Origin of the sequence: Streptomyces sp. NPDC102279 (assembly GCF_044766365.1) — a bacterium.
In the GTDB taxonomy this organism is placed as follows: domain Bacteria; phylum Actinomycetota; class Actinomycetes; order Streptomycetales; family Streptomycetaceae; genus Streptomyces.
On record NZ_JBIWLU010000010.1, the window covers coordinates 12603 to 36758 of the forward strand.

The 24156-nt window shown below is 72.0% G+C and carries 14 protein-coding genes; 10 read left to right on the forward strand and 4 right to left on the reverse strand.

Annotation, left to right across the window (positions count from 1 at the left end; genetic code table 11):
- Window positions 1–65 precede the first annotated feature (65 nt).
- The 4 genes from ACIRQH_RS25320 (at window position 66) to moeZ (ending at window position 4658) form a co-directional block, all read left to right on the forward strand.
- On the forward strand, window positions 66–1097 hold the full coding sequence (locus tag ACIRQH_RS25320; RefSeq protein ID WP_404227197.1) for a hypothetical protein: 1032 nt from the start codon (window positions 66–68) through the stop codon (window positions 1095–1097).
- Window positions 1098–1701: 604 nt separating this feature from the next.
- Complete coding sequence (locus ACIRQH_RS25325) at window positions 1702–2676, forward strand: NAD-dependent epimerase/dehydratase family protein (RefSeq protein WP_358815622.1); 975 nt, start codon at window positions 1702–1704, stop codon at window positions 2674–2676.
- Window positions 2664–3416: a spherulation-specific family 4 protein gene (locus ACIRQH_RS25330; RefSeq protein ID WP_358815623.1), complete on the forward strand. Its 753-nt coding sequence runs from the start codon at window positions 2664–2666 to the stop codon at window positions 3414–3416. Before ACIRQH_RS25325 ends, ACIRQH_RS25330 begins: the two co-directional genes overlap by 13 nt.
- 63 nt (window positions 3417–3479) lie before the next feature.
- Window positions 3480–4658, forward strand: coding sequence for an adenylyltransferase/sulfurtransferase MoeZ (gene moeZ, locus ACIRQH_RS25335; protein ID WP_358815624.1), 1179 nt, complete (start codon window positions 3480–3482; stop codon window positions 4656–4658).
- Window positions 4659–4729: 71 nt separating this feature from the next.
- Here moeZ and ACIRQH_RS25340 read toward each other — a convergent pair whose 3' ends face one another.
- From ACIRQH_RS25340 to ACIRQH_RS25350, 3 genes are all read right to left on the reverse strand, one after another.
- On the reverse strand, window positions 4730–6283 hold the full coding sequence (locus ACIRQH_RS25340; protein WP_404227049.1) for an alpha/beta hydrolase: 1554 nt from the start codon (window positions 6281–6283) through the stop codon (window positions 4730–4732).
- Window positions 6284–6398: 115 nt separating this feature from the next.
- Window positions 6399–7943: an alpha/beta hydrolase gene (locus ACIRQH_RS25345; protein WP_388929687.1), complete on the reverse strand. Its 1545-nt coding sequence runs from the start codon at window positions 7941–7943 to the stop codon at window positions 6399–6401.
- A gap of 100 nt (window positions 7944–8043) precedes the next feature.
- A complete protein-coding gene (locus ACIRQH_RS25350) occupies window positions 8044–10896 on the reverse strand; it encodes a YbhN family protein (RefSeq protein WP_388929688.1) in 2853 nt (950 codons plus the stop codon).
- Window positions 10897–11082: 186 nt separating this feature from the next.
- Here ACIRQH_RS25350 and ACIRQH_RS25355 point away from each other — a divergent pair, with 186 nt between their 5' ends.
- The 5 genes from ACIRQH_RS25355 (at window position 11083) to nudC (ending at window position 21481) form a co-directional block, all read left to right on the forward strand.
- Window positions 11083–11448 carry an MGMT family protein gene (locus tag ACIRQH_RS25355; protein WP_358815628.1) on the forward strand — a complete coding sequence of 122 codons (366 nt, stop codon included), beginning with the start codon at window positions 11083–11085 and terminating at the stop codon, window positions 11446–11448.
- 248 nt (window positions 11449–11696) lie between these two features.
- Window positions 11697–15257, forward strand: a complete 3561-nt coding sequence (locus ACIRQH_RS25360; RefSeq protein ID WP_404227050.1) for an ATP-dependent helicase — start codon at window positions 11697–11699, stop codon at window positions 15255–15257.
- A gap of 158 nt (window positions 15258–15415) precedes the next feature.
- The gene (locus ACIRQH_RS25365; RefSeq protein WP_404227051.1) at window positions 15416–19015 is read left to right on the forward strand and encodes an ATP-dependent helicase; all 3600 of its coding nucleotides are present in this window, start codon (window positions 15416–15418) and stop codon (window positions 19013–19015) included.
- A gap of 10 nt (window positions 19016–19025) precedes the next feature.
- Window positions 19026–20438 (forward strand): dipeptidase, encoded by a 1413-nt coding sequence (locus ACIRQH_RS25370; protein ID WP_404227052.1) that lies wholly within the window; start codon window positions 19026–19028, stop codon window positions 20436–20438.
- 95 nt (window positions 20439–20533) lie between these two features.
- Window positions 20534–21481, forward strand: coding sequence for an NAD(+) diphosphatase (nudC, locus tag ACIRQH_RS25375; RefSeq protein ID WP_404227053.1), 948 nt, complete (start codon window positions 20534–20536; stop codon window positions 21479–21481).
- Window positions 21482–21487: 6 nt separating this feature from the next.
- Here nudC and ACIRQH_RS25380 read toward each other — a convergent pair whose 3' ends face one another.
- Entirely contained in the window at window positions 21488–21730 is a 243-nt protein-coding gene (locus ACIRQH_RS25380) for a mycoredoxin (RefSeq protein WP_081219297.1), read from the reverse strand.
- 170 nt (window positions 21731–21900) lie between these two features.
- Here ACIRQH_RS25380 and ACIRQH_RS25385 point away from each other — a divergent pair, with 170 nt between their 5' ends.
- Window positions 21901–24156 carry an ATP-dependent DNA helicase UvrD2 gene (locus tag ACIRQH_RS25385; protein ID WP_404227200.1) on the forward strand — a complete coding sequence of 752 codons (2256 nt, stop codon included), beginning with the start codon at window positions 21901–21903 and terminating at the stop codon, window positions 24154–24156.

Here is a 24156-nt window from a genome sequence, read left to right on the forward strand (position 1 = left end):
AGGGCGCCGACGGTGCGCGCAGGAACGCTGGACGGCGGGGCGCCGCGGACCCCGTGAAGACGCTGATGCACCGGCACCGCGAACTCTGCGAACGAGCCGTCGACTCGCTGGAGATCGCCGCGGGTCTGGAGGCCCACGGCGTGACCGACCGGACCGCCGCCCGCTTCCGTCACCGGGACGTGTTCTCGCTCGCCGAGGAGATGTACGCACGCGTGGCGCGCGACGGCGAGGCCGCGGCGCCCGACGTGGCGAGGCCCGCACCGCCCGGCACGCGCCCCTACTGGGCCGTCCTCGCCCTGGTGCCCGGCGCCCTCGGCGCGGGCGTCGTCGCCGGGCTGCGGCTCACGCACGGACAACCGCGCCTCGCCATCGCCGCGTTCGGCGCCCTCGCCGTCGCGTTCGGCCTTCGCCTCGCGCTGCGCCGCGGCCCGCTGAGCAGCAGCCAGGGCATGACGGGCGCCACCCTCGCGTGGACGTGCTGGCTCGTCGCGTACGCCCTCCTCGGCGACGGCCTGCTGTACGCGGGCCTCACCGGCGGGCCGGACGGCAACTGGCCGCTGGCCACCGCCCCCGTGCTGGCCCTCTCGCTGGCCTGCGCTCCTGCCGCCTGGTGCGCCCACCTGTTCGTCAGCCGCGCTCGCCGCCGGCTCACCACGAGCCGGGGTCTGGAGGAGTTCGCCGCCTCCGTACAGCCCCTGCTTCTCGGCGTGTTCGGCCTGTTCGTGTGCACGCTGCTCGGACTGCTCGCCCTGTGCGGCGAGGCACTCGACGAGCCTCCCGCCTACGCCGGAGCCGGTGCCCTCGGCGCCCTCCTCCTGCTCGCACGGCTCCTGACGGCTCGCGGCTTCACCCACGCCCCGGCCCTGGCACTCGCCGGCGCGGGCACGGCGGAAGCCGCGGCCCTGGCCACCGTCTACGCGGCCCGCCTCCCCGGCTGCTCGTTCCTGGCCACCCCCGTCGACACCCTTGTCCACACCTGGGGAGCCGGCGCCGTACCCGCCCTGGTGTGCGGTGCGGGCGCCGTCGTCCTGCTCCTCCACGCCTCCCGCACGCTGACCCGCGCCTCGGCGCACGCCCGGACCGGCGATGCCCCATGAACGGCGGGGACGAGACCCGGCGAACGGGCCGAAGCGAGCCGCCGGCCTTCGGCGTCCTCGACCGCGGGGCCCGGGCAGCGTTGAGGCCCCACGCCGTGCACGGAGTGAAGCAGCCGGCGCACGGCGGACCGAACCACTCGGTCCGAGGCGGCTCGAAGACCTCTGACCCGGGCGGGGTGACAGTCCCTGCCGTGGGCCGCCCGACGCCGTCCGGGCACGGCGGACGGAGCCGCCGCGGCCAGGGCGGCCCCAACTGCGTTGCCAGGGACGGATCGAAGCCCTCCGCCCCCGGCTCCGACCCCGGCATGCCGAACGGCCGGGGCCGAGGCCGCGCTCCGAGCCTCGTCGCCCTCCGCCGGTCGCGGCCCCTGGCCGACCACGCCACGGCGCGCTGTCCGTCTCCTCGCACGGCGCGTCCCGCCCCGGCCCATGGCACCCGACGCCATGAGCCCCCTCCGGCCCTCGGGATCACATCCCGGAGCCGGGCCCCCTTCTCCCGCGGGGCCGACACCGCGGGCCCTCTCCCCGACCTACGGCACCACCTCGAAGGAGACAGCCAGATGATCACCTCCCGAACCGGAGAATCCGCCCCGGGAGCCGCCCGATGAGGGTCCTGCTGATCGGAGCCAACGGCTATCTCGGCCGTTTCGTCGCCGACAGACTGCTCGCCGATCCGGCCGTGCAGTTGACCGCGCTCGGCCGGGGCGACGACGCCGACGTACGGTTCGACCTCGCCTCGGGCAGCCCCGGCGCGCTCACCCGCTTCCTGGACGCGGTGCACCCCGGAGTCGTCATCAACTGCGCGGGCACCACACGCGGCGGCGCCCGCGACCTCACTCGGCACAACACCGTCGCCGTCGCCACCGTCTGCGAGGCCCTGCGGCGCAGCGGCTGCGGTGCCCGGCTCGTGCAGCTCGGCTGCGGAGCCGAGTACGGGCCCAGCCAGCCCGGCTCGTCCACCGCCGAGGACGCCGTGCCGCGCCCGGGCGGCCCGTACGGCGTGAGCAAGCTCGCGGCCACCGAACTCGTCCTCGGCTCCGGCCTGGACGCCGTCGTGCTCCGCGTCTTCTCGCCCGCCGGACCCGGAACACCCGCCGGATCCCCGCTCGGCCGGCTCGCCGAGGCCCTGCGCCGCGCCATGCAGTCCGGCGACGGCGAACTGAAGCTCGGCGGCCTGGGCGTGCAACGCGACTTCATCGACGTCCGTGACGTCGCCCGCGCCGTGCACGCCGCCTCCCTCTCCGCCGCACAGGGCGTGATCAACATCGGCTCGGGCCGTGCCGTCCGACTCCGCGACGCCGCCTCCGTCCTCGCGCGCGTGGCCGGTTACGGCGGCACCCTGCACGAACTCGACGGGCCGCCCGGCCCCCCGGCCGGTCCCGTGCTGCGAGCCACCATCGGCCACCCCCGCCCGGAACCCGACCACGTGGCTCCCCTCGCGCACCCGTACCCGGACGGCTGCGGCGGCTGGCAGCAGGCCGACGTGCGCACCGCACGCGACCGGCTCGGCTGGCGGCCCCGGATCAACCTCGAAGAGTCCCTCGCCGACATCTGGATGGAGGCGGCGTGCCGCATCTGACCAGCACCGCCACCGGCACGGCAGGCACCGACCGGTCCGGGGTCGGCGTCGGTGTCCCCGGCTATGCCCACCCCTTGGTCGCTCCTGTCGAATGGGACGGCCTCACCCGCCCCGGCACCCCCTTGCACTGGGTCGTCCTGAACGTGGACAACGGTCCCGGCGACCGCCCCGACCCGCGCTGCCTGGAGGCCTCCGGACGCCTGCGCAACGCGGGCGTCCGGGTGCTCGGACACCTGGACACCGCCTACGGGGCGCGTCCGTTCGACGACGTGGTCTCCGACGCGCAGCGCTATCTCGACTGGTACCAGGCCGACGGGTTCTTGCTCGACCGCTGCCCCGCCGAGCGCTCCGCGCTGCCCGAGATCCGCCGCACGATCGGGTCGCTGCGGGCGCTCCGCGACGGCGCGCACATCGTGCTGGGCCATGGCACCCACCCGTATCCGGGATACGCGGAGAACGCCGACCAACTGGTCACCTTCTCCGGGCCCTGGAGCGAGTACCGCTGGTCGCAGGTCGCCGAGTGGACCGCCGACTATCCGCCCGAACGCTTCTGCCACTTCGTGCACGGTGTGCCGCGCGGTCATCTGGAGGAGGCGTTGCGCGTCGCGCGCTGGCAGGGCGCCTCCACGATCTACTTCACCGACCGCTCCGACCACGGGGGGAGGGCCGACCCCTGGGAGACGATGCCCGGCTACTGGGACGAAATCGTCTCGCGGATCGGAACGGGTGTCTCGGAATGAAGAAGGGCGTGGCAGTGTTACGGGGAGAACAACTGTAGTGATTGACCGACCAACGGAGTCCCCGTGTCGCTGCCACCCCTGGTCGAGCCAGCCTCTGAGCTCACCGTAGACGAGGTCCGCAGGTACTCCCGCCACCTGATCATCCCCGATGTGGGCATGGACGGGCAGAAGCGGCTGAAGAACGCCAAGGTGCTCTGTGTGGGCGCCGGCGGCCTCGGATCGCCGGCGCTGATGTACCTGGCCGCGGCGGGCGTCGGCACGCTCGGCATCGTGGAGTTCGACGAGGTCGACGAGTCGAACCTGCAGCGCCAGATCATCCACAGCCAGGCGGACATCGGCCGGTCCAAGGCCGTCTCCGCCCGCGATTCCGTGCTGGGCATCAACCCGTACGTGAACGTGATCCTTCACGAAGAGCGGCTCGAGGCCGAGAACGTGATGGACATCTTCAGCCAGTACGACCTGATCGTCGACGGCACGGACAACTTCGCGACCCGCTACCTGGTCAACGACGCGTGCGTGCTGCTCAACAAGCCGTACGTGTGGGGCTCGATCTACCGCTTCGACGGCCAGGCCTCGGTCTTCTGGTCCGAGCACGGACCCTGCTACCGCTGCCTCTACCCGGAGCCCCCGCCGCCGGGCATGGTCCCCTCCTGCGCCGAGGGCGGTGTCCTGGGCGTGCTGTGCGCGTCCATCGGTTCCATCCAGGTCACCGAGGCGATCAAGGTCCTGACCGGCATCGGCGACCCGCTCGTCGGCCGTCTGATGATCTACGACGCCCTGGAGATGCAGTACCGCCAGGTGAAGGTCCGCAAGGACCCGAACTGCGCGGTCTGCGGCGAGAACCCGACCGTCACGGAACTCATCGACTACGAGGCCTTCTGCGGCGTCGTGTCCGAGGAGGCCCAGGAGGCGGCGGCCGGCTCGACGATCACTCCCAAGCAGCTCAAGGAGTGGATCGACGACGGCGAGAACATCGAGATCATCGACGTCCGCGAGGTCAACGAGTACGAGATCGTCTCGATCCCCGGCGCCAAGCTGATCCCGAAGAACGAGTTCCTCATGGGCACCGCACTGGCGACCCTGCCGCAGGACAAGAAGATCGTCCTGCACTGCAAGACAGGTGTCCGCAGTGCGGAGGTCCTCGCCGTCCTGAAGTCCGCAGGCTTCTCGGACGCGGTACACGTCGGCGGCGGTGTGATCGGTTGGGTCAACCAGATCGAGCCCGACAAGCCGGTGTACTGACCGGCGGCACGTCCCGCTCTTTCGATGGCGGGGGTTCCGCGGACCGGGTGTCCGCGGAACCCCCGCCATCGTCATGAACAGACCTTGCCGTCCTTCGGCACCGTCCCGTCCAGCAGATAGCTGTTCACGGTCGAGTCGACACAGTCGCTCCCACTGCCGTAGGCGCCGTGACCCTCGCCCTTCCAGGTCAGCTCCACGCCGACGCCCCTGCCGAGCTCGTCCGCCATCCTGCGGGCGCCCTCGTAGGGAGTGGCAGGGTCCCCGGTGTTGCCGACGACCAGGACCGGATCGGCGCCCGGAGCGCTCACCTCGGGGGTGTCGTGCTGCCCGGCCACCGGCCAGTCGTGGCACCAGCCCGCCGTGTCCCAACCCATGAAGTCCCCGAACACGGGCGAGATCTTCTCGAACTCGGCCAGCCGCTTCTTCGTCTCCTCCGGAGTCGGCCGCTGCTTGTCGTCCAAGCACGATATGACCCGTTGTGAATGCGTCGTCGTGCCGTAGTGCCCTGAGGCGTCGCGTTCGTTGTATCCGTCGGCGAGGTCCAGCAGGGCCGAACCGTCCCCGTCCTCGGCGTCCTTCAGGGCTTCGGTGAGCGTCGGCCAGCCCTGCTTGCTGTAGAGCGGCAGCACGATGCCGGTGAGGGCCAGTGTCTGGCTGAGCTTGCGCCCCCCGGAGGTGGGCAGCGGCTTCGCGTCGATCCGCTTCAGCAGGTCCGTGATCTTCCGCGAGCCCTGCTCGGGGTCCTGGCCGGTGGACTTGAGATAGTCGTCGAGCGCGCGCTGGAAGCCCAGCGTCTGGTTCTTGGCGTGGCCCACGGTGTCGGCGCTCGGGTCGACCACGGCGTCCAGGATCAGGCGTCCCACGTTCTTCGGGAACAAGTGGGCGTACACACCGCCCAGTTCCGTTCCGTACGAGATGCCGAAGTAGTGCATGCTGCGGTCGCCGAGGACCTGGCGCATCAGATCCATGTCCTTGGCCGTGTCCGTCGTCGACACATGGGACAGCAGCTTCCCGGCCGCCTTGGCGCAGCCCTTGCCGAAGTTCTCGGCGTCCTGGAAGTACGCCGCTTCCTCCGCCGCGTCGTCCGGCGTGGCGTCCACGGACTCGGACGCCTGGATGGCCTTGTCCGTGCGGCACCGCACGCCTTCGCTGGCGGCCACTCCGCGCGGGTCCCAGCTCACCAGGTCGTAGCGCTCGTGGAGCGGTCCGACGAGGCTTCCGTACGACGGCATGGTGGAGACACCCGAGCCGCCGGGGCCGCCGAAGTTGAACAACAGCGAGCCGATCCGCTTGCTCTGCCCGCCGGTCGCCTTCGAGCGGATGAGCGCGAGACCGATCGTCCCGCCGTCCGGCTTCGCGTAGTCGAGCGGCGCCTTGAGCGTGGCGCACTGCCAGCCGTTTCCTGGCGCGGGCGCGCCCGAAGTGGCCTTGCAGCGACTCCAGTCGAGCTTCTGCGCGGTCAGGGAGGCGGGCAGCCCCGGCGAGCCGGTGGAGGACGGCGCCGCGGCCGACGGTCCGTCGCTGTTCTTCCCCTCGTCCTTGCCGTCACCGGACGAGCCCCCGCCGCAGCCGGCTACCAGCAACGCGGCGGCGGCAGCGGCCGTCCACCGTGCGAAACGTGTCATGAGCGTCCCCCCTTGCCCGTGCTCCGCCCGAAGTCGCGGATCACATGCAGGCAATAGTAGGCGTCGGCCGCCGACCGCGCCGAGACCTGTGGATAACGCTCTGACCTGCGACTATCTACGAGCAAACGGTCCCGGCCGAGGGAACGGTGCCCTGCAGCAGATAGCCGTTCACCGCGCCCTGCACGCACTTGTTCTTGCTGTCGTACGCCCCGTGCCCCTGGCCCTTGTACGTGAGCTGGACGCCCACGCCCTTGCCGAGCGCGTCCACCATCTTCCGCGCGCCCTCGTACGGAGTGGCCGGGTCACCGGTGTTGCCCACCACGAGGATCGGGGCCGCGCCGGGAGCGCTGACGTCCGGGTGGTCGGCGGCGCCCGGTACCGCCCAGTCGGTGCAGCTGACCATGCCCCAGGCCAGGTAGTCCCCGAACAGCGGGGAGGCGGCCCGGAACTCCGGGAGCTTCGACCGCACGAAGTCCGCGGTGTAACGCGGCTTGTCGTCGGCGCAGTTGATGGAGATGTTCGCCGCCGTGATGTTGCTGTACGTGCCGTTCTCGTTGCGCCCGTTCATCGAGTCGGACAGCAGCATCAGGACCTTGCCGTCGCCGTCGTACGCCTGCTGGAGTCCCTCGGTCAGGTACTCCCAGAAGTCCTTCGAGTACAGCGACTGCGCGATGCCGTTGGTCGCCGCGGTCTGGGTCAGTTCGCGCGGGAAGACTCCGGGGATCGGCTTGGTCTCCAGGCCCTTCAGCAGTTTGGCGATGCGGTCCTTGACGTCCTGAGCGGTGTCGCCGATGGGGCAGTCCTCGACCTTCGAGGTGCAGTCGTCGGCGAAGTTGTCGAGCGCGAGCTGGAAGCCCTTGGCCTGGCCGAGCGAACTCTGCTCCGGGTTCTGTGTCGGGTCGACGACCCCGTCGAACACGGCGCGTCCCACGTTCTTGGGGAACAAGTGGGCGTACACCCCGCCCAGTTCGGTGCCGTACGAGATGCCGAAGTAGTGCAGCTTGTCGTCGCCGAGTACCTGGCGCATCAGGTCCATGTCGCGCGCCGCGTCGGTGGTGCGCACATGGGGGAGGACCTTGCCGGAGTTCTTCTCGCACGCCGCGTTGAACGTCTTGGTGTTCCGCAGGAGGTCCTGCGTCTCGGCGTCGTCGTCCGGGGTCGCGTCCTGCTGGAAGTACTTGTCCAGTTGCTGGTCGTCCTCGCACTCCACGCCCGCGCTGCGGCCGACGCCGCGCGGGTCGAAGCTGACCAGGTCGTAGCGGGTGCGCAGGGCGGCGTAGTCCTTGCCGAACGCGGGCAGGGTGGTGACGCCCGAGCCGCCGGGGCCGCCGAAGTTGAAGATGAGCGATCCGATGCGCTTGCTCGCGTCGCCGCTCGTCTTCGCCCGGATCAGCGCGAGCCCGATCGTGTCGCCCTTGGGGTCGGCCCAGTCGAGGGGTGCCTTCATGGTGGCGCACTGCCACTCCGTACCGCCCGGCAGGGGCGAGGGGGCGCTGCCGCCGCCCTCGGAGTCGGACGGGGCCGGGCAGTCCTTCCAGCTGAGCTTCTGTGCCGTCAGATCCTCGTTCGTGGAGTCGCTGCTGCAGCCGGTCGACCATGCCGCCAGCAGGACGGCGGTGACGGTCAGGGCAGCGGCGCGCAACTGGGACGGGTTCGGCATGTTCCCCATCCTGAGGGCGCACGCGGCGGCGCGCTCGGGGCGCGAGCCGTGTGGGTGAGGGCGCGCCACGAACCCCCTATGAGGGGGTTTCGCGCGCGTCCTAGAGCGCGCCCTTGCGGGTCAGGTGGTTGAAGAACAGCCAGCCGGGCAACACCGGGATCCACAGCGTGAGCAGGCGGTACAGGAGCACCGCGGGGGCCGCGACCTCCTTGGGGAGGCCCACGGCGATCAGACCGACCGTGAGGGTCGCCTCGACCGCGCCGACGCCACCGGGGGTCGGTGCCGCGGAGCCCAGTGCGTTGCCGGCGAGGAAGACGACGGCGACGCTGGCGAGGCTGAGCGTCGTGGGTTCCTCGTGGCCGAAGGCGCGGATCGACGCGTCCAGGCACATCACGAAGCAGGCCGTCAGCAGCAGCATGCCGCCGATGCCGGTGACCAGCTTCTGCGGCCGCTGGAGCACGTCGAGCATGCGCGGGACGACACCCGCGAAGAGTGAGCGCACGCGCGTGGAGACGAACTTGCGCAGGAACGGCACCGACGTCACCACGAGGACGAGCACGGCGACCGTCAGCAGGCCCGCGATGACCGTGCGGGACGGCGACAGGGACGGTGTCTTCTCCGTACCGGTCAGATAGCCGAAGGACAGCAGCATCAGGATGTGGCAGCCGAGTCCGAACAGCTGGGAGGCGCCGACGCTCGCGACGGCGAGCCCGGGCCGCACGCCGGCACGTTGCAGGAAGCGCGTGTTCAGGGCCACACCGCCCACCGCCGCGGGGGCGACGATCTTCACGAACGAGCCGGCGACCTGAGCCGCCACCGTCCGCAGGAAGGGGACCCGTTCCGGTACGAAGCCGAGCAGGCTCATCGCCGCCGCGAAGTAGCTCAGCGCGGAGAACAGCACGGCCGCCGCGACCCAGCCCCACTCGGCGTTGTCGAAGAGTGTCCCGAACTCGATGTGGGTGAGCTGGGTCAGCAGGAAGTACGCGCCGATGGCCCCGGCGATGAAACTGATCAGGGTGCGCGGCCGGACGCGCTCCAGGCGGGCGGGTTCGACGGGTGCCTGCGGCCTGATCAGCAGCACCTGGTGGCGGATCTGGGTGAGCAGATCCTCCTCGCGCGCCTCGTCGAGCGCTTCGTCCATGGCGCGCTTCTCGGCGCGCTGTTCGGCGCGGACGGCCTTCTTGGCGGTCTTCTCGGAGACCGGCGCGGCCGCCTCCGCCGCTTCCTCGGCACGGGCGAGTTTGGCCTGGCGGGAGGCTTCGAGGACCGCGTCCCGTTCGCGTTGCGAACGTTCCCTTGCCAGCTTCCGCAGCGTTGCGCGCGTGCTGCGGGTCAATGCGATCGGCTGGAGCATGGGCAGGCAGTCCGCGACGGCGTCCGGACCGAGAACTCCGACCGCCGACGCGACCGCGCGCTCGGCGCCCACGCGCAGTCCCACGGTGGTCACCAGTTGGGCGATGTCCATTCGCAGCAGGAGATCACCGGCCGCGATCTCACCACCGCGCAGGTCGGTGAGGATCACCTTGCCGGAACGATCCACCAGAATCGCGTCGCCCGCGAGCCTGCGGTGCGCGATGCGCCGGGACTGAAGGGCCTGCACCTGGTGCCAGGTGTCGCGCAGCAGATCGTCCGTGACGTGTTCGTCGGGCAGCGAGTCGAGGGTGTGGCCGCCGGTGTGCTCGTAGACGAGCATCACGGCGTCGGGACCCAGCTCGGAGGTGGCGATCAGCTTGGGCGCGTTGGCTCCGGCTGCGATCGCGGCGTACGCGAGGAGGGCCTCCTGCTCCAGCGCCTGGCGCAGTGACTGGAGGCTGCGGCGCGTGGTGATGCCGCGCAGCGTCAGACGGCGCCACACGCGGTAGAAGAACCCCTGCGCCTGCTGCTCACGGTCGACGACCGTGACGTCCAGGGGTGGGCCGTCCTCCAGAGTGACGAAGTAGCGGCGGCCGCGGTCGCCGTTCTCCGAGGTCTCGGGCGTCTCCTCGCGGGCCGCGCTGACCGGGTGGAAGCCGACGTGCCGCAGGCCTGCCATGAGGGTCCGTCCGGTGGGCCGCACGTTCGGGGAACCGACCGCGTACAGCGTCCCGTAGGCGACGGTCCAGCCGATGAGCACCGTCAGGATGATCGAGAACGGTGTCGTGTAGCCGGTCACCAGCATGGAGAAGGCGTCGAGCAGGAGCACCACCCAGAGCACCGCGCGCCAGCGTGGTCTGCGGGACATCCCGACGGCCGTCATATAGGCGATGACCGGCGCGAGATAGCCGTGCACCGGGTCGGTGAGGGCGTGGATGTCACCGGGGGAGGGCTGGGTGAGCGCCTCCTGGATGGAGCCGGGTGCGCCCTTCGCGACCCAGAGGTCCGTGGCGAGGGTCACGCCGTGGGCGAGGACAGCGGCGAGCACGCCGTCGGCGATGCGCAGTCCGTCCCGCTTGATCAGCCGTTCGATCGCGAATGCGACGGGTACCAGGAGGATCGCGATGCTTGACGCGAGCCCCGCGATCTTGATCAGAAGATCTGGTGCCTGCCCGGTGCCCTTGTTGATGTCCTGTTCGAGACCCGAGGTGGTGCCATGCGCGAACGCGGCGATGGCGAGCAGCACCGCGATGGCGAGCACGCCGACAAGGAGCCGCATGAGGTCGGAGGGGCGGTGCACGCGCGCGGGGAGGAGGGGTTCGTCACCCTCGACCTCGTCCGCGTGGGCCTCGTCGACGTCCTCGCATTCGCTCCTGGCCTGGTGCTTCTCCAGTGTCAGGGGGTCCGGAGCGGTTTCCTCGGCCTCGGAAGAGGTCGCTTCGGCCGAGCTGTCACTCGGCTCGGTCGTACCGCTCGCGGACTTCTCGGCCGGGCCGGCCGGGTCCTTCTCGTTCTTCTCGTCGACGCCGCCGGTGTCCGGGCGTGACGAGGCATCGGAGGTGCCCTCCGCGTCTTCGGGGTGCACGCCCTGCTGCCTCATGGTCTCTTCTTGATCTCGTATCACCAGTCACCGCCCGCACGATGGTGGCATGCCCGACTGACACACGTGGGCATCAGGGTGCAAATGCGGGGTCGCACAGTCTGCCTCAAGCGTCACCCCTGAGCGAGGCATACGCACAGTCGCCGCCACGTCACATTGTCGGTGGGGTGGTGCAGGATGGGGCGGATGAGCGAGGAGAGCCTTCCGGCGGACGCCCTGCCGGAGTACGCGGAGCGGGTCCTTGAGGTCACCGAGCTGATCCCGCCCGGGCGCGTCATGACGTACGGCGACATCGCCGAATGGCTGGAGGAGGGCGGCCCGCGCCAGGTGGGCCGGGTGATGGCCCTCTACGGAGGGGCGGTGCCGTGGTGGCGGGTCACCCGCGCCGACGGGACCCTGCTGCCCGGCCACGAACTGGACGCGCTGGCCCACTACCGCTCGGAGGGCACGCCCCTGAAGGAGGCGAGCCGGTCCGCCGAGGGGCATCTGCCGCGCGTCGACATGAGACGGGCGCGGTGGGACGGCGGCGAGCGGGCGGAAGGTCACACCTGACAGCTTCCGGCATTCACGGGACGGAAGGGGAACCTGAGGCCCGTACGAGGGAACCGAGGCACATCCGTGACATGCCGTACGTTCGTGAGGCGAGGGACGCACGTGGCGTGAGGGAAGAAGCGGAAGCCCTGCTTCCGTGAACCTCACCGGCGTACCGTCGTCGGCGCGCATCTTCCTCACCCCGCGGCCACCGCCTCCCCTGCGCGACGGCCCGCCAACCAGTACGACCACCAGGACCGGCGAACCACGTGAGCTCCACTTCTTCCACCAGGCACCCGGCGCGCCCTCAGGTGCGCCAGGGGACCCGCGGCGCGTACCGGCTGGTGCGCACCGCCCCGGGCCGGGTGGATCCCCCTCGTCTTGACGCAGGGCAGCGCGCGGTGGTTGAGCACGGTGGCGGACCGCTTCTCGTGCTCGCGGGTCCCGGTACCGGCAAGACGACCACGCTGGTGGAGTCCGTCGCCGCACGGATCGCCCGGGGAGGCGATCCGGCACGCATCCTGGTGCTCACGTTCAGCCGGAAAGCGGCCGTCGAGCTGCGCGACCGCATGGCCCTGCGCATAGGAGCCGCCCGCGCTCCCCAGGCCACCACCTTCCACTCCTTCTGCTACGCCCTGGTCCGAGCCCACCAGGACGCCGACCTCTTCGTGGAACCGCTGCGGCTGCTGTCCGGCCCGGAACAGGACGTGGCGGTGCGCGGCCTGCTCGCGGGCCAGCCGGACCTGGAGCGGCTCGGCCTCGCCTCCGTGCGCTGGCCGGACGAGCTGCGCGCCTGCCTGACCACGCGCGGCTTCGCCGACGAGGTCCGCGCGGTCCTCGCCCGCAGCCGTGAACTCGGCCTCGGCCCCGACGCCCTGGAGGCCTTCGCCCGGCGCATCGGCCGCCCGGACTGGAGCGCGGCGGCAGCCTTCCTCGCCGAGTACCTCGACGTGCTCGACATGCAGGGCGTGCTCGACTACGCGGAACTGGTGCACCGCGCGGTGCTCCTCGCCAGGCGCCCCGACGTCGTCGGGCGGCTGGCCGCGCAGTACGACGCCGTCTACGTGGACGAATACCAGGACACCGACCCCGCGCAGGTACGGCTGCTGCACGCCCTCGCCGGCGGTGGCCGCACCCTCGTCGCCTTCGGCGACCCGGACCAGTCGATCTACGCGTTCCGGGGCGCCGACGTGAACGGCATCCTGGACTTCCCCGACGCCTTCCCGCGCGCGGACGGCCGACCGGCGCCGGTCGAGGTCCTCAGGACGTCCCGCCGCTCGGGCGCCGCCCTGCTGGCCGCCACCCGTCTGCTCACCCAGCGCATGCCGCTCACCCGCCTGCCGGCCGAGAAGGTGCGCGCCCACCGCGAACTGTCCCCGGTGCGCGACGGGGGCGTCGCCGAGGTGTACACGTACCCGACGGCCGGCACGGAGCTCGACAACATCGCGGACATCCTGCGCCGCGCCCACCTGGAGGACGGCGTCCCCTGGGGCGAGATGGCCGTCCTGGTGCGTGCGGGCTCCCGCTCGATCCCCACGGTCCGGCGGGCGCTCACCGTCGCCGGCGTACCCCTCGACATCGACGGCGACGACCTGCCCCTGCGCCACGAACCGGCGGTGGCTCCGTTGCTGACGGCCCTGCGGGCGGTGGCCCGAGCGGAGTCGAACACGAGCACGGACCGGAGGGCCGACGAGGGTGCCGTTCGCTCCGAGGACGCCGTTGCCTCCGAGGACGCCGGCCTGCCCGGGGAAGCCGACGCGCACGGGGACGCCGATGGCACCGGGGAAGCCGACGGCACCGAGGGCGCCCAGGACACGGGGAGCACCGCGGAAGCGTCCGAGGGCGCCGTCGAGAACGTCGAGAACGTCGAGAACGTCGAGAACGTCGAGGACACACGGGACTCCGAGAGCACTGACGGTTCGGCCGACGGCCCGGTCGGCGGGCAGATCGTCGCCGCCTGGCTCGGCACCGAGACCGCGCTCACCCTCCTCGCCTCGCCGCTCGCCGGCATGGACGCGGCGGACCTGCGGCGCCTGGGCCGGGCGTTGCGCGAGGAGGAGCGCGCCGCCGGGAACCTCGTACCGCCGCCCTCCGACGAACTGCTGGCCCGCGCGCTGGCCGAGCCGGAGCGGCTCGTCGCGCACGATCCGGCGTACGCCCGAGGGGCCCAGCGCCTCGGCGCCCTGCTCCGCAAGGCCCGCGAGCGTCTCGCGGGCGGCGGGAGCGCCGAGGAGGCTCTCTGGGACCTCTGGCAGGGCACGCCGTGGCCCCAGCGCCTGGAGCGGGCCGCACGCCGCGGTGGTGCGGCCGGGCGCAACGCCGACCGGGACCTCGACGCGGTGTGCGCGCTGTTCGCGACCGCCGCGCGCGCCGAGGAGCGCACCGGAGGCCGGGGCGCCCTGAACTTCCTGGAGGAGATCGACGCCGAGGACATCGCCGCCGACACCCTGACCCGCCGGGCCGTCCGGCCCGACGCCGTGCGCCTCATGACGGCGCACCGCTCCAAGGGACTGGAGTGGCGGCTCGTCGTCGTCGCGGGAGTCCAGGAGGGACTGTGGCCGGACCTGCGCCGGCGCGGCTCCCTGCTGGAGGCCGACCGCATCGGGCGGGACGGCCTCGCCGAACCCCTCACCCCCGGTGCCCTCCTCGCCGAGGAGCGCAGGCTCTTCTACGTGGCGGCGACCCGCGCGCGTGAACGGCTCGTCGTGACCGCCGTGAAGGCACCGGCCGACGACGGCGACCAGCCGTCCCGCTTCCTCACCGAGCTCGGCGTGGAGCCCAAGGACGTGACCGGCCGCCCGCGCCGCCCCCTGTCCGTCGCCGCGCTCGTCGCCGAACTGCGCTCCACGACGGTCGACCCGCTCGTCTCGGACCGGCTCAGGCAGGCAGCGGCCCACCGTCTCGCCCGCCTCGCCGCCCTCGCCGACGAGGACGGCCGGCCGCTGGTCCCCTCCGCGCACCCCTACCGCTGGTGGGGCGTGTACGAGCCGACCGAGAGCAAGGTCCCGCTGCGCGACCGCGACCAGCCCGTCGTGCTGTCCGGCAGCGCCCTCGACCAACTCGCCAACACCTGCGCCCTCCAGTGGTTCCTCGGGCGCGAGGTGAAGGCCGACGCGCCCGCCACCGCCGCCCAGGGCTTCGGCAACGTGGTGCACGTCCTCGCCGACGAGGTCGCCTCCGGACGCACCCCCGCCGACCTCGCCGTCCTCATGGAGCGCCTCGACTCCGTGTGGAACGCGCTCGCCTTCGACGCGCCCTGGAAGTCGGCGCAGGAGAAGGAGCACGCGCGCGTGGCACTCGAACGCTTCCTGAAGTGGCACGTCATGGACCGCACCGGGCGCACCCCGGTGGCCAGCGAGCACGACTTCGACGTGACCCTCGAAGCGGGCTCCTACGAAGTACGCATCCGCGGCTCCATGGACCGCGTCGAGGCGGACACCGAGGGCCGCGCCTACGTGGTCGACTTCAAGACCGGCAAACAGGCGCCCAGCGCCGCCGAGGTGACCCACCACCCGCAGCTCGCCGTGTACCAGCTCGCCGTCCGCGAAGGCGCCGTCGACGACGTCTTCGACGGCGAACGCCCCGACCCGGGCGGAGCCGAACTCGTCCAGCTGCGCCAGGGCGCCGCCAAGAAGAACGGCGGCGAGACCCTTCCCAAGGTGCAGGCGCAGGAGCCGCTGGAGGGCGAGTGGGTCGGCGACCTCCTGGCGAACGCCGCGGGCAAGGTCCTCGACGAACGGTTCTCGCCCACGACCGGACAACACTGCACACACTGCGCGTTCCGGGCGTCGTGCAGCGCGCGGCCGGAAGGGCGGCAGGTCGTCGAATGACGTATCCGGAGGCGGACAGCAGGTTGCCGGGCCGGATGGGGCGAAAGGCCGTACGTCACCTACGTGACGTACGGCACCACATGGGTTGACCAGCGGTTCTCCTGCCCCGGGCGTCGATGTGGCCCCCACTGTCAGCGGGCGCCGCTAGCCTCTCGGACATGCCCGCCCGTATCACCCATCCCGATCAGCTCAAGGAGCTCCTCGGGATCCCTTTCACTCCGGAGCAGACGGAGTGCATCACCGCGCCGCCGGCCCCGCAGGTGATCGTGGCCGGGGCCGGTTCGGGCAAGACCACGGTGATGGCGGCACGCGTGGTGTGGCTCGTCGGCACCGGACGGGTCGCCCCCGAGCAGGTCCTCGGCCTGACCTTCACCAACAAGGCGGCCGGTGAACTCGCCGAGCGGGTCCGCAAGGCCCTCGTCAAGGCGGGCGTCACGGACCCGGACGTCATCGATCCCGACAATCCACCGGGCGAGCCGGTCATCTCGACCTACCACGCCTTCGCGGGCCGCCTGCTCACCGACCACGGCCTGCGCATCGGGCTCGAACCGACGTCACGGCTCCTCGCCGACGCCACCCGCTACCAGCTCGCCGCCCGCGTGCTGCGCGAAGCGCCGGGCCCCTACCCGGCGCTGACCCGCTCCTTCCCCGACCTGGTCGGCGACCTCCTCACCCTCGACTCCGAGCTGTCCGAACACCTCGTACGGGCCGAGGACCTGCGCGCCCACGACGCCGAACTGCTGCGCACCCTCGAAGGCGCCAAACTCAGCAACGAGGACCTGCGCAAGGTCCCCGAGGCCGCCGCCGCCCGCCGGGAACTCGCCGAACTGGTCGGCCGCTACCGAGCCGCCAAACGCGAACGGGACCTCCTCGACTTCGGCGACCAGATCGCCCTCTCCGCCACCCTCGCCCGCACCCGCCCCGAGGTCGGAGAGATCCTCCGCGACGAGTTCCGGGTCGTCCTCCTGGACGAGTACCAGGACACCTCGGTCGCCCAACGCGTGCTGCTCGCCGGACTCTTCGGCCACGGCACCGGGCATCCCGTGACGGCGGTCGGTGACCCCTGCCAGGCGATCTACGGCTGGCGCGGCGCCTCCGTGGCCAACCTCGACGACTTCCCCGAGCACTTCGCGCGCCCCGACGGCCGTCCCGCCACCCGCCAGTCGCTCAGCGAGAACCGCCGCAGCGGCGGCCGCCTCCTCGACCTCGCCAACGGCCTCGCCGAACCGCTGCGCGCCATGCACGCGGGCGTGGAGGCCCTGCGGCCCGCCCCCGGGGCCGAGCGCGACGGCCTCGTGCGCTGCGCGCTGCTGCGCACCCACGCCGAGGAGATCGACTGGCTCGCCGAGTCCATCGCACATCTCGTAAGCACCGGTAAGGCGCCCGGCGAGATCGCCGTCCTGTGCCGCACCGCCACCGACTTCGCCGAGATCCAGGGAGCCCTCGTCGCCCGCGACATCCCCGTCGAGGTGGTGGGTCTCTCCGGGCTGCTGCACCTGCCCGAGGTGGCCGATCTCGTCGCCGTCTGCGAGGTCCTGCAGGACCCGGGGGCCAACGCCTCCCTCGTCCGACTGCTCACCGGACCGCGCTGGCGGATCGGCCCGCGCGACCTGGCCCTCCTCGGACGCCGGGCCCGGCTGCTCGTGTCCCACACGCGCGTGGGGGCCGACGAGGACCCGGACCGCCGGCTCGCCGCCGCCGTCGAGGGGGTCGACCCGGCCGAGGTGATATCGCTCGCGGACGCCCTCGACACCTTCCTGGAGACCCCCATCGAGACCCCGGGGGACGACGACGGGCTGCCCTTCTCGCCGGACGCGCGCGTGCGGTTCGCACGCCTCGCCGCCGAACTGCGCGACCTGCGGCGCTCTCTCGCCGACCCGCTGATGGACGTCCTGCACCGGGTCCTCGCCGTCACCGGCCTGGAGGTCGAGCTCTCCGCGTCCCCGCACGCCCTGGCCGCCCGCCGCCGCGAGACCCTGTCGAACTTCCTGGACGTCGCCGCGTCCTTCGCGTCCGGCGACGGCGAGGCGAGCCTGCTGGCCTTCCTCGGCTTCCTGCGCACCGCGGCGCAGTACGAGAAGGGCCTGGACAACGCCCTGCCCGGCGGCGAGAACACCGTCAAGGTGCTCACAGCGCACAAGTCCAAGGGCCTGGAGTGGGACGTCGTCGTCGTGCCCGGCCTCGTCAACGGCACCTTCCCCAGCAGCCAGGGCCGCGAGAAGTGGACCGCCCAGGGCAAGGTCCTGCCGCACACCCTGCGCGGCGACGCGGACACCCTGCCCGACATCGAGGCGTGGGACGCCCGGGGCATCAAGGCCTTCCACGAGGCCATGAAGGACCACCAGCACACCGAGGAACTCCGCCTCGGCTACGTCACGTTCACCCGCCCCCGATCGCTCCTGCTCGGATCCGGCCACTGGTGGGGCCCCTCCCAGAAACGCCCCCGCGGCCCGTCCGACTTCCTGCATGCCCTGTACGACCACTGCGCGGCCGGACACGGCGAGATCGAGGCCTGGGCGGACGAACCGACGGAGGACGAGGAGAACCCGGCCCTGCACGAGGCGTCCGCCGACCACGCATGGCCGCTTCCGCTCGACGACGCGGCTCTCGCCAGGCGGCGTGCCGCGGCGGAGACCGTACTCGCCCACCTGGAGCGCGTCGCGTCCCACGACGACGCACACCCCGCCACCGCCGGGCACCGGCCGACGGCCACCCATGACCCGGCCTCCCACGACGATCCGGAATGGCCGCCCCCGCCCGAGGACGAAGAGGAGACCGATCCGTTCGCCTACGAGGAGGGCGACCTCCCCGAGGACGACTACGCGCGGGACGACCTTCCCGAGGGTCCCTTCCCCGAGAGCGACGACTCCGACTGGGACTCCTGGGCGACGGACCGTCCCGGCGACCGCCCGGCCGGGCACGGAACAAGCCGCCCGACCGTCCCGCACCAGGGCCACGCACCTTCCGCCGGCGCGCGCCGCCACCCCGAGGACCCCGGCACCGAACGCCTCACGCCCGAGGAGGCCCGCACCCTCGCCTCCTGGGACCGCGATCTGGACGCGCTCACCGGCGAACTCCTGCGCGCCCGCGCGAGTGTCACCGACGTACCGCTGCCCGCCTCGCTCACCGCCTCCCAGTTGCTGCGCCTCGCCGCCGACCCGGACGGCTTCGCGCAGGAACTCGCGCGCCCCATGCCGCGCCCTCCGCAGCCCGCCGCCCGCCGGGGCACGCGCTTCCACGCGTGGGTGGAGTCCCGGTTCGAAGCGCTGCGGCTGCCGATGCTGGAGCCCGAGGAGCTGCCCGGCAGCGATGCCGAGATCGCCGACGAGCGCGATCTGGAAGCCCTGAAGGACGCCTTCGAGCGCACCCCCTACGCCCACCGCACCCCCTACCGCGTCGAGGCACCCTTCCAGCTCGCCATCGCGGGGCGCGTTGTGCGCGGACGCATCGACGCCGTCTACAAGGACGGCGACGGCGACGGGACGACGTACGAGATCGTCGACTGGAAGACCAGCCGGGAGCGGACCGCAGACCCGCTCCAGCTCGCGGTGTACCGCCTCGCCTGGGCCGAGCGGCAGGGCGTGCCCCTGGAATCCGTCACGGCCGCCTTCGTGTACGTCCGCGGCGGCGAGGTCGTCCGCCCTGACGACCTCCCGGACCGTGCCGCGCTGGAGCGGCTGCTCACCGAGGACCCCGCGGACCCGTCGGACGGGGTCCCCGGAGAACCGCCGGACGAACACGCCTCCGTGGGCCGCTAGGCTCGTGAACATGAGCAAGCCCGTTGACGACGCCGTCAGCACCGTCCGCACGTACATCGAGGCCCACCGCGCCGCCTTCCTCGACGACCTCACGGAGTGGCTGCGCATCCCCTCGGTCTCGGCCCAGCCCGGCCACGCCGCGGACGTGGCACGCAGCGCCGACTGGCTGGCCGCCAAACTCAGGGACACCGGCTTCCCGACCTGCGAGATCTGGCCCACCGCGGGAGCCCCGGCGGTCTTCGCCGAGTGGCCCTCCGAGGACCCCGACGCACCCACCGTCCTCGTCTACGGACACCACGACGTGCAGCCGGCCGCCCGCGAGGACGGCTGGGACACCGACCCCTTCGAACCGGTGATCCGCGGCAACCGCCTCCACGCGCGCGGGGCCGCCGACGACAAGGGCCAGGTGTTCTTCCACACACTCGGTGTCCGGGCCCACCTCGCCGCCACCGGCGGCACCGCTCCGGCCGTGCACCTGAAACTGCTCGTCGAGGGCGAGGAGGAATCCGGCTCCCCGCACTTCCGCCGGCTCGTCGAAGAGCGTGCGGAGCGGCTCGCCGCCGACGCCGTGATCGTCTCCGACACCGGCATGTGGTCCGAGGACACCCCCACGGTCTGCACCGGCATGCGCGGCCTCGCCGAATGCGAGGTCGAGCTGCACGGACCCGGCCAGGACATCCACTCCGGATCGTTCGGCGGCGCCGTGCCCAACCCGGCGACCGCCGCCGCCCGCCTGGTCGCGGCCCTGCACGACGAGCACGCACGCGTGGCCGTTCCAGGCTTCTACGAAGGCGTCACCGAACTCACCGACCGTGAGCGCGAACTCTTCGCCGAGCTGCCCTTCGACGAGGAGCGCTGGCTGCGCACGGCCCGGTCGACGGCCACCCACGGGGAGGCCGGTCACACCACCCTGGAGCGCGTCTGGGCCCGCCCGACCGCCGAGGTCAACGGCATCGGCGGCGGCTATCAGGGCCCCGGCAGCAAGACGATCATCCCGTCCTCGGCCCTGGTGAAGCTCTCCTTCCGGCTCGTCGCGGGGCAGGACCCCGACCACATCGAGAAGGCCGTCCGCGCCTGGGCGGCCGACCAGGTGCCCGCCGGCATCCGGTACGAGATCACCTTCGGCCCGGCCACCCGCCCGTGCCTCACCCCGCTCGACCACCCCGCCCTGCAGTCCGTCGTGCGCGCCATGGGCCGCGCCTTCGAGCAGCCGATCCGCTACACCCGGGAGGGCGGTTCCGGGCCGGCCGCCGACCTCCAGGAAGTCCTCGATGCCCCGGTGCTCTTCCTGGGCATCTCCGTTCCCTCCGACGGCTGGCACGCCCCCAACGAGAAGGTCGAACTCGACCTCCTCATGAAGGGCGTCGAGACGGCCGCCCACCTGTGGGGCGACCTGGCCGAGAACTGGCGCGAGGCACACTGAACAAGCCGATCCCCACCCTCATGGGCGCTGCACACGCCCGTCCTGCTGAACCGCCCGCCGAAATAACCGTTCCACCGGGGGAGTTGGAAGCACCCGTGACCACCTGGACCGACCACAGCGCCGACCGTCCCATCTCGCTCACCGCGCCGAGCGGCATCGACCGCGCCGCCCACCACCGGCTCGACGAGGCCTGGCTCGCGGCGGCCTGGAGCCACCCCTCGACCCGCGTCTTCGTGGTCTCCGGCGGTCAGGTGCTCATCGACGAGAGGGCCGACGGCGCCACCGAGCTCCTGATGACGCCCTCCTTCGAGGCCCCGCTCACCGAGGCGCACCGCTACTTCCTGGGCACCGACGACGACGGGGTGAGCTACTTCGCGCTCCAGAAGGACACGCTGCCCGGCCGTATCGACCAGTCCGCCCGCCCTGCCGGGCTGCGCGAGGCGGGACTCCTGCTCTCTCCCCGCGACGCGGGACTCATGGTGCACGCCGTCGCTCTGGAGAACTGGCAGCGACTGCACCGCTTCTGCTCCCGCTGCGGCGAGCGCACGGTCATCGCCGCCGCCGGTCACATCCGCCGCTGCCCGGCCTGCGGCGCCGAGCACTACCCGCGCACCGACCCGGCCGTGATCATGGCCGTCACGGACGACGAGGACCGCATCCTGCTCGGCCGCCAGGTGCACTGGCCCGAGGGCCGCTTCTCCACGCTGGCGGGCTTCGTCGAGCCGGGTGAGTCGATCGAGCAGTCCGTGCGCCGCGAGGTCTTCGAGGAGGCGGGCATCACGGTCGGCGACGTCGAGTACGTCGCCAGCCAGCCCTGGCCGTTCCCCTCCAGCCTCATGCTGGGCTTCCTGGCCCGCGCCACCTCGTCGGAGATCAACGTCGACGGCGAGGAGATCGAAGAGGCCCGCTGGTTCTCCAGGGAAGACCTGCGGGCCGCCTTCGAGTCCGGGGAGGTGCTGCCCCCCTACGGAATCTCGATTGCGGCCCGCCTGATCGAGCTCTGGTACGGCAAGCCCCTGCCGATGCGGGGGACCGCCGTCTGACGTCGCTCAGACGCCGATCTTCTGCTTGACCTGGGCCAGCGAAGGGTTGGTCAGCGTCGAACCGTCCGGGAAGAGAACGGTGGGAACCGTCTGGTTTCCGCCGTTCGCCTTCTCCACGAACGCCGCGGACTGCGGGTCCTGCTCGATGTTGATCTCGTTGTACGTGATGCCCTCGCGGTCCATCTGGCTCTTCAGCCGACGGCAGTAACCGCACCACGTGGTGCTGTACATCGTCACAGTGCCCTGCATGTCCAACGGCTCCTTCACGGCTTCGGGTGCGTGCTCGCTGCCAGTGGAACGCAAGCGGCCGGGCCGCCATTCCCGCCGGGGGTATCCACGCACCCGACTCCCGGCCGGGCTGCCGCCCGCCCCTCGGCCCGGCCCGTGCAGTGACGCCTGTCGCATTCGTACGACTGCAGGTGCCTCCCTGTGGACAACCGGCTCACCCGTCTCTGTGGACCTGGCAGCATGGCGGGGTGACAGCAGCAACGCACTCCACCCTCTTCCCGCAGGTTCCGGACACGGCCGACGCGGTGCTCGACGGGCTCGACCCCGAGCAGCGCGAGGTCGCCACCGCCCTGCACGGTCCGGTGTGCGTGCTGGCGGGCGCCGGCACGGGCAAGACCCGGGCGATCACCCACCGCATCGCCTACGGAGTGCGCGCCGGAATCCTCCAGCCCTCCAGCGTGCTCGCCGTCACCTTCACCAACCGGGCGGCCGGCGAGATGCGCGGGCGGCTGCGCCAGCTCGGCGCCGGGGGAGTGCAGGCGAGGACTTTCCACTCCGCCGCGCTGCGCCAGCTCCAGTACTTCTGGCCGAAAGCGGTCGGCGGCAGCCTGCCCCGGCTCGTGGACCGCAAGATCCAGCTCGTCGCGGACGCGGCGGCCGCCTGTCGCATCCGCCTCGACCGGGGTGAGCTGCGGGACGTCACGGGCGAGATCGAGTGGTCCAAGGTCACCCAGACCATCCCCGCCGACTATGCGGCGGCCGCCGCCAAGGCCGGCCGTGAGGCTCCCAGGGACCCGGCCGAGATCGCCCAGATCTACTCCGCGTACGAGGATCTGAAGCGCGACCGCGCCGTCATCGACTTCGAGGACGTCCTGCTGCTGACGGTCGCCGTCCTGCAGGACCGCCACGACATCGCCGAGCAGGTCCGCTCCCAATACCAGCACTTCGTCGTCGACGAGTACCAGGACGTCAGCCCGCTCCAACAGCGGCTCCTGGAGCTGTGGCTCGGCGAGCGGGACAGTCTCTGCGTGGTCGGTGACGCCAGCCAGACGATCTACTCGTTCACCGGTGCAACTCCTGACCACCTTCTCGACTTCCGCACCCGCCACCCCGGGGCCACCGTCGTCAAGCTGGTCCGCGACTACCGCTCCTCGCCCCAGGTCGTCCACCTCGCCAACGGCCTGCTCTCCCAGGCCCACGGCCGGGCCGCCGAGCACCGCCTCGAACTGATCTCCCAGCGACCACCGGGAGCCGAACCCGTCTACGCCGAGTACACGGACGAGCCCGCCGAGGCCGAGGGTGCCGCCCGCCGGATCCGCGACCTCATCGCCTCCGGCGTCCCCGCCGCCGAGATCGCCATCCTGTTCCGGACGAACTCCCAGTCCGAGACCTACGAACAGGCACTCGCCGATGCCGGTGTGCCCTACCAGCTGCGGGGCGCCGAGCGCTTCTTCGACCGCCCCGAAGTGCGCAAAGCGGGATCGGCCCTGCGCGCCGCAGCCCGCTTCGGCGGCAACGACGCATTGCTCGACGACGCCGACGACCTGCCGTCGCAGGTGCGGGCGGTGCTCTCCGGCGAAGGCTGGACGACACGGCCCCCGGCCGGCTCCGGTGCGGTCAGAGAGCGCTGGGAGTCGCTGGCCGCCCTGGTGAACCTCGCGCAGGACTTCGCGACCGCCAAGACCGGCGCGACCCTCGCCGACCTGGTGGCCGAGCTCGACGAACGCGCGAACGCGCAGCACGCTCCGACCGTTCAGGGCGTCACCCTCGCCTCCCTCCACTCCGCCAAGGGGCTGGAGTGGGACGTGGTCTTCCTGGTCGGTGTGGCCGAGGGCATGATGCCGATCACCTATGCAAAGACCGACGAGCAGGTCGAGGAGGAACGCCGCCTCCTGTACGTGGGTGTCACCCGGGCCCGCGAGCACCTCTTCGTCTCCTGGGCGCTGGCCCGTTCACCGGGCGGCCGCGCGGGCAGACGCCCCAGCCGGTTCCTGGACGGCCTGCGTCCCGGTTCCGTCGCCACGGCCGGACGAGGTGGCGGCGGCATCGGGGCCGGAGGCATCGAGCGCGGAGTCCGTGGCGGCGTCGCCACCCCCGTGGGGCGCAGAAGCCGGACCCCGGCGCGCTGCCGGGTCTGCGGGCGGACGCTCACCGACGCCGGTGAAATGAAGCTGATGCGCTGCGAGGGCTGCCCCTCCGACATGGACGAGGGGCTCTACGAGCGGCTGCGCGAGTGGCGTGCGGTGCAGGCGGAGCGCAGCGGACAGCCGGCGTTCTGCGTCTTCACCGACAAGACGCTGATGGCGATCGCCGAGACCGCACCGGACGACGCGGGAGAGCTCGCCCGGATCCCTGGCGTCGGTGTGCGCAAGCTCAACCGCTTCGGGGCCGATGTTCTGGCCATCTGCGCAGGTCGTGAGGTTGGGGACGAGCACGAGAGTGACTGA

Excerpts from the sequence above, each read along its gene's own strand:
- ACIRQH_RS25320 (WP_404227197.1), top strand. The coding sequence starts at position 66 with ATGCACCGGCACCGCGAACTCTGCGAACGAGCCGTCGACTCGCTGGAG.
- ACIRQH_RS25325 (WP_358815622.1), top strand. The coding sequence starts at position 1,702 with ATGAGGGTCCTGCTGATCGGAGCCAACGGCTATCTCGGCCGTTTCGTC.
- ACIRQH_RS25340 (WP_404227049.1), bottom strand. The coding sequence starts at position 6,283 with ATGACACGTTTCGCACGGTGGACGGCCGCTGCCGCCGCCGCGTTGCTG.
- ACIRQH_RS25345 (WP_388929687.1), bottom strand. The coding sequence starts at position 7,943 with ATGCCGAACCCGTCCCAGTTGCGCGCCGCTGCCCTGACCGTCACCGCC.
- ACIRQH_RS25350 (WP_388929688.1), bottom strand. The coding sequence starts at position 10,896 with ATGAGGCAGCAGGGCGTGCACCCCGAAGACGCGGAGGGCACCTCCGAT.
- ACIRQH_RS25355 (WP_358815628.1), top strand. The coding sequence starts at position 11,083 with ATGAGCGAGGAGAGCCTTCCGGCGGACGCCCTGCCGGAGTACGCGGAG.
- ACIRQH_RS25365 (WP_404227051.1), top strand. The coding sequence starts at position 15,416 with ATGCCCGCCCGTATCACCCATCCCGATCAGCTCAAGGAGCTCCTCGGG.
- ACIRQH_RS25370 (WP_404227052.1), top strand. The coding sequence starts at position 19,026 with ATGAGCAAGCCCGTTGACGACGCCGTCAGCACCGTCCGCACGTACATC.
- ACIRQH_RS25380 (WP_081219297.1), bottom strand. The coding sequence starts at position 21,730 with ATGCAGGGCACTGTGACGATGTACAGCACCACGTGGTGCGGTTACTGC.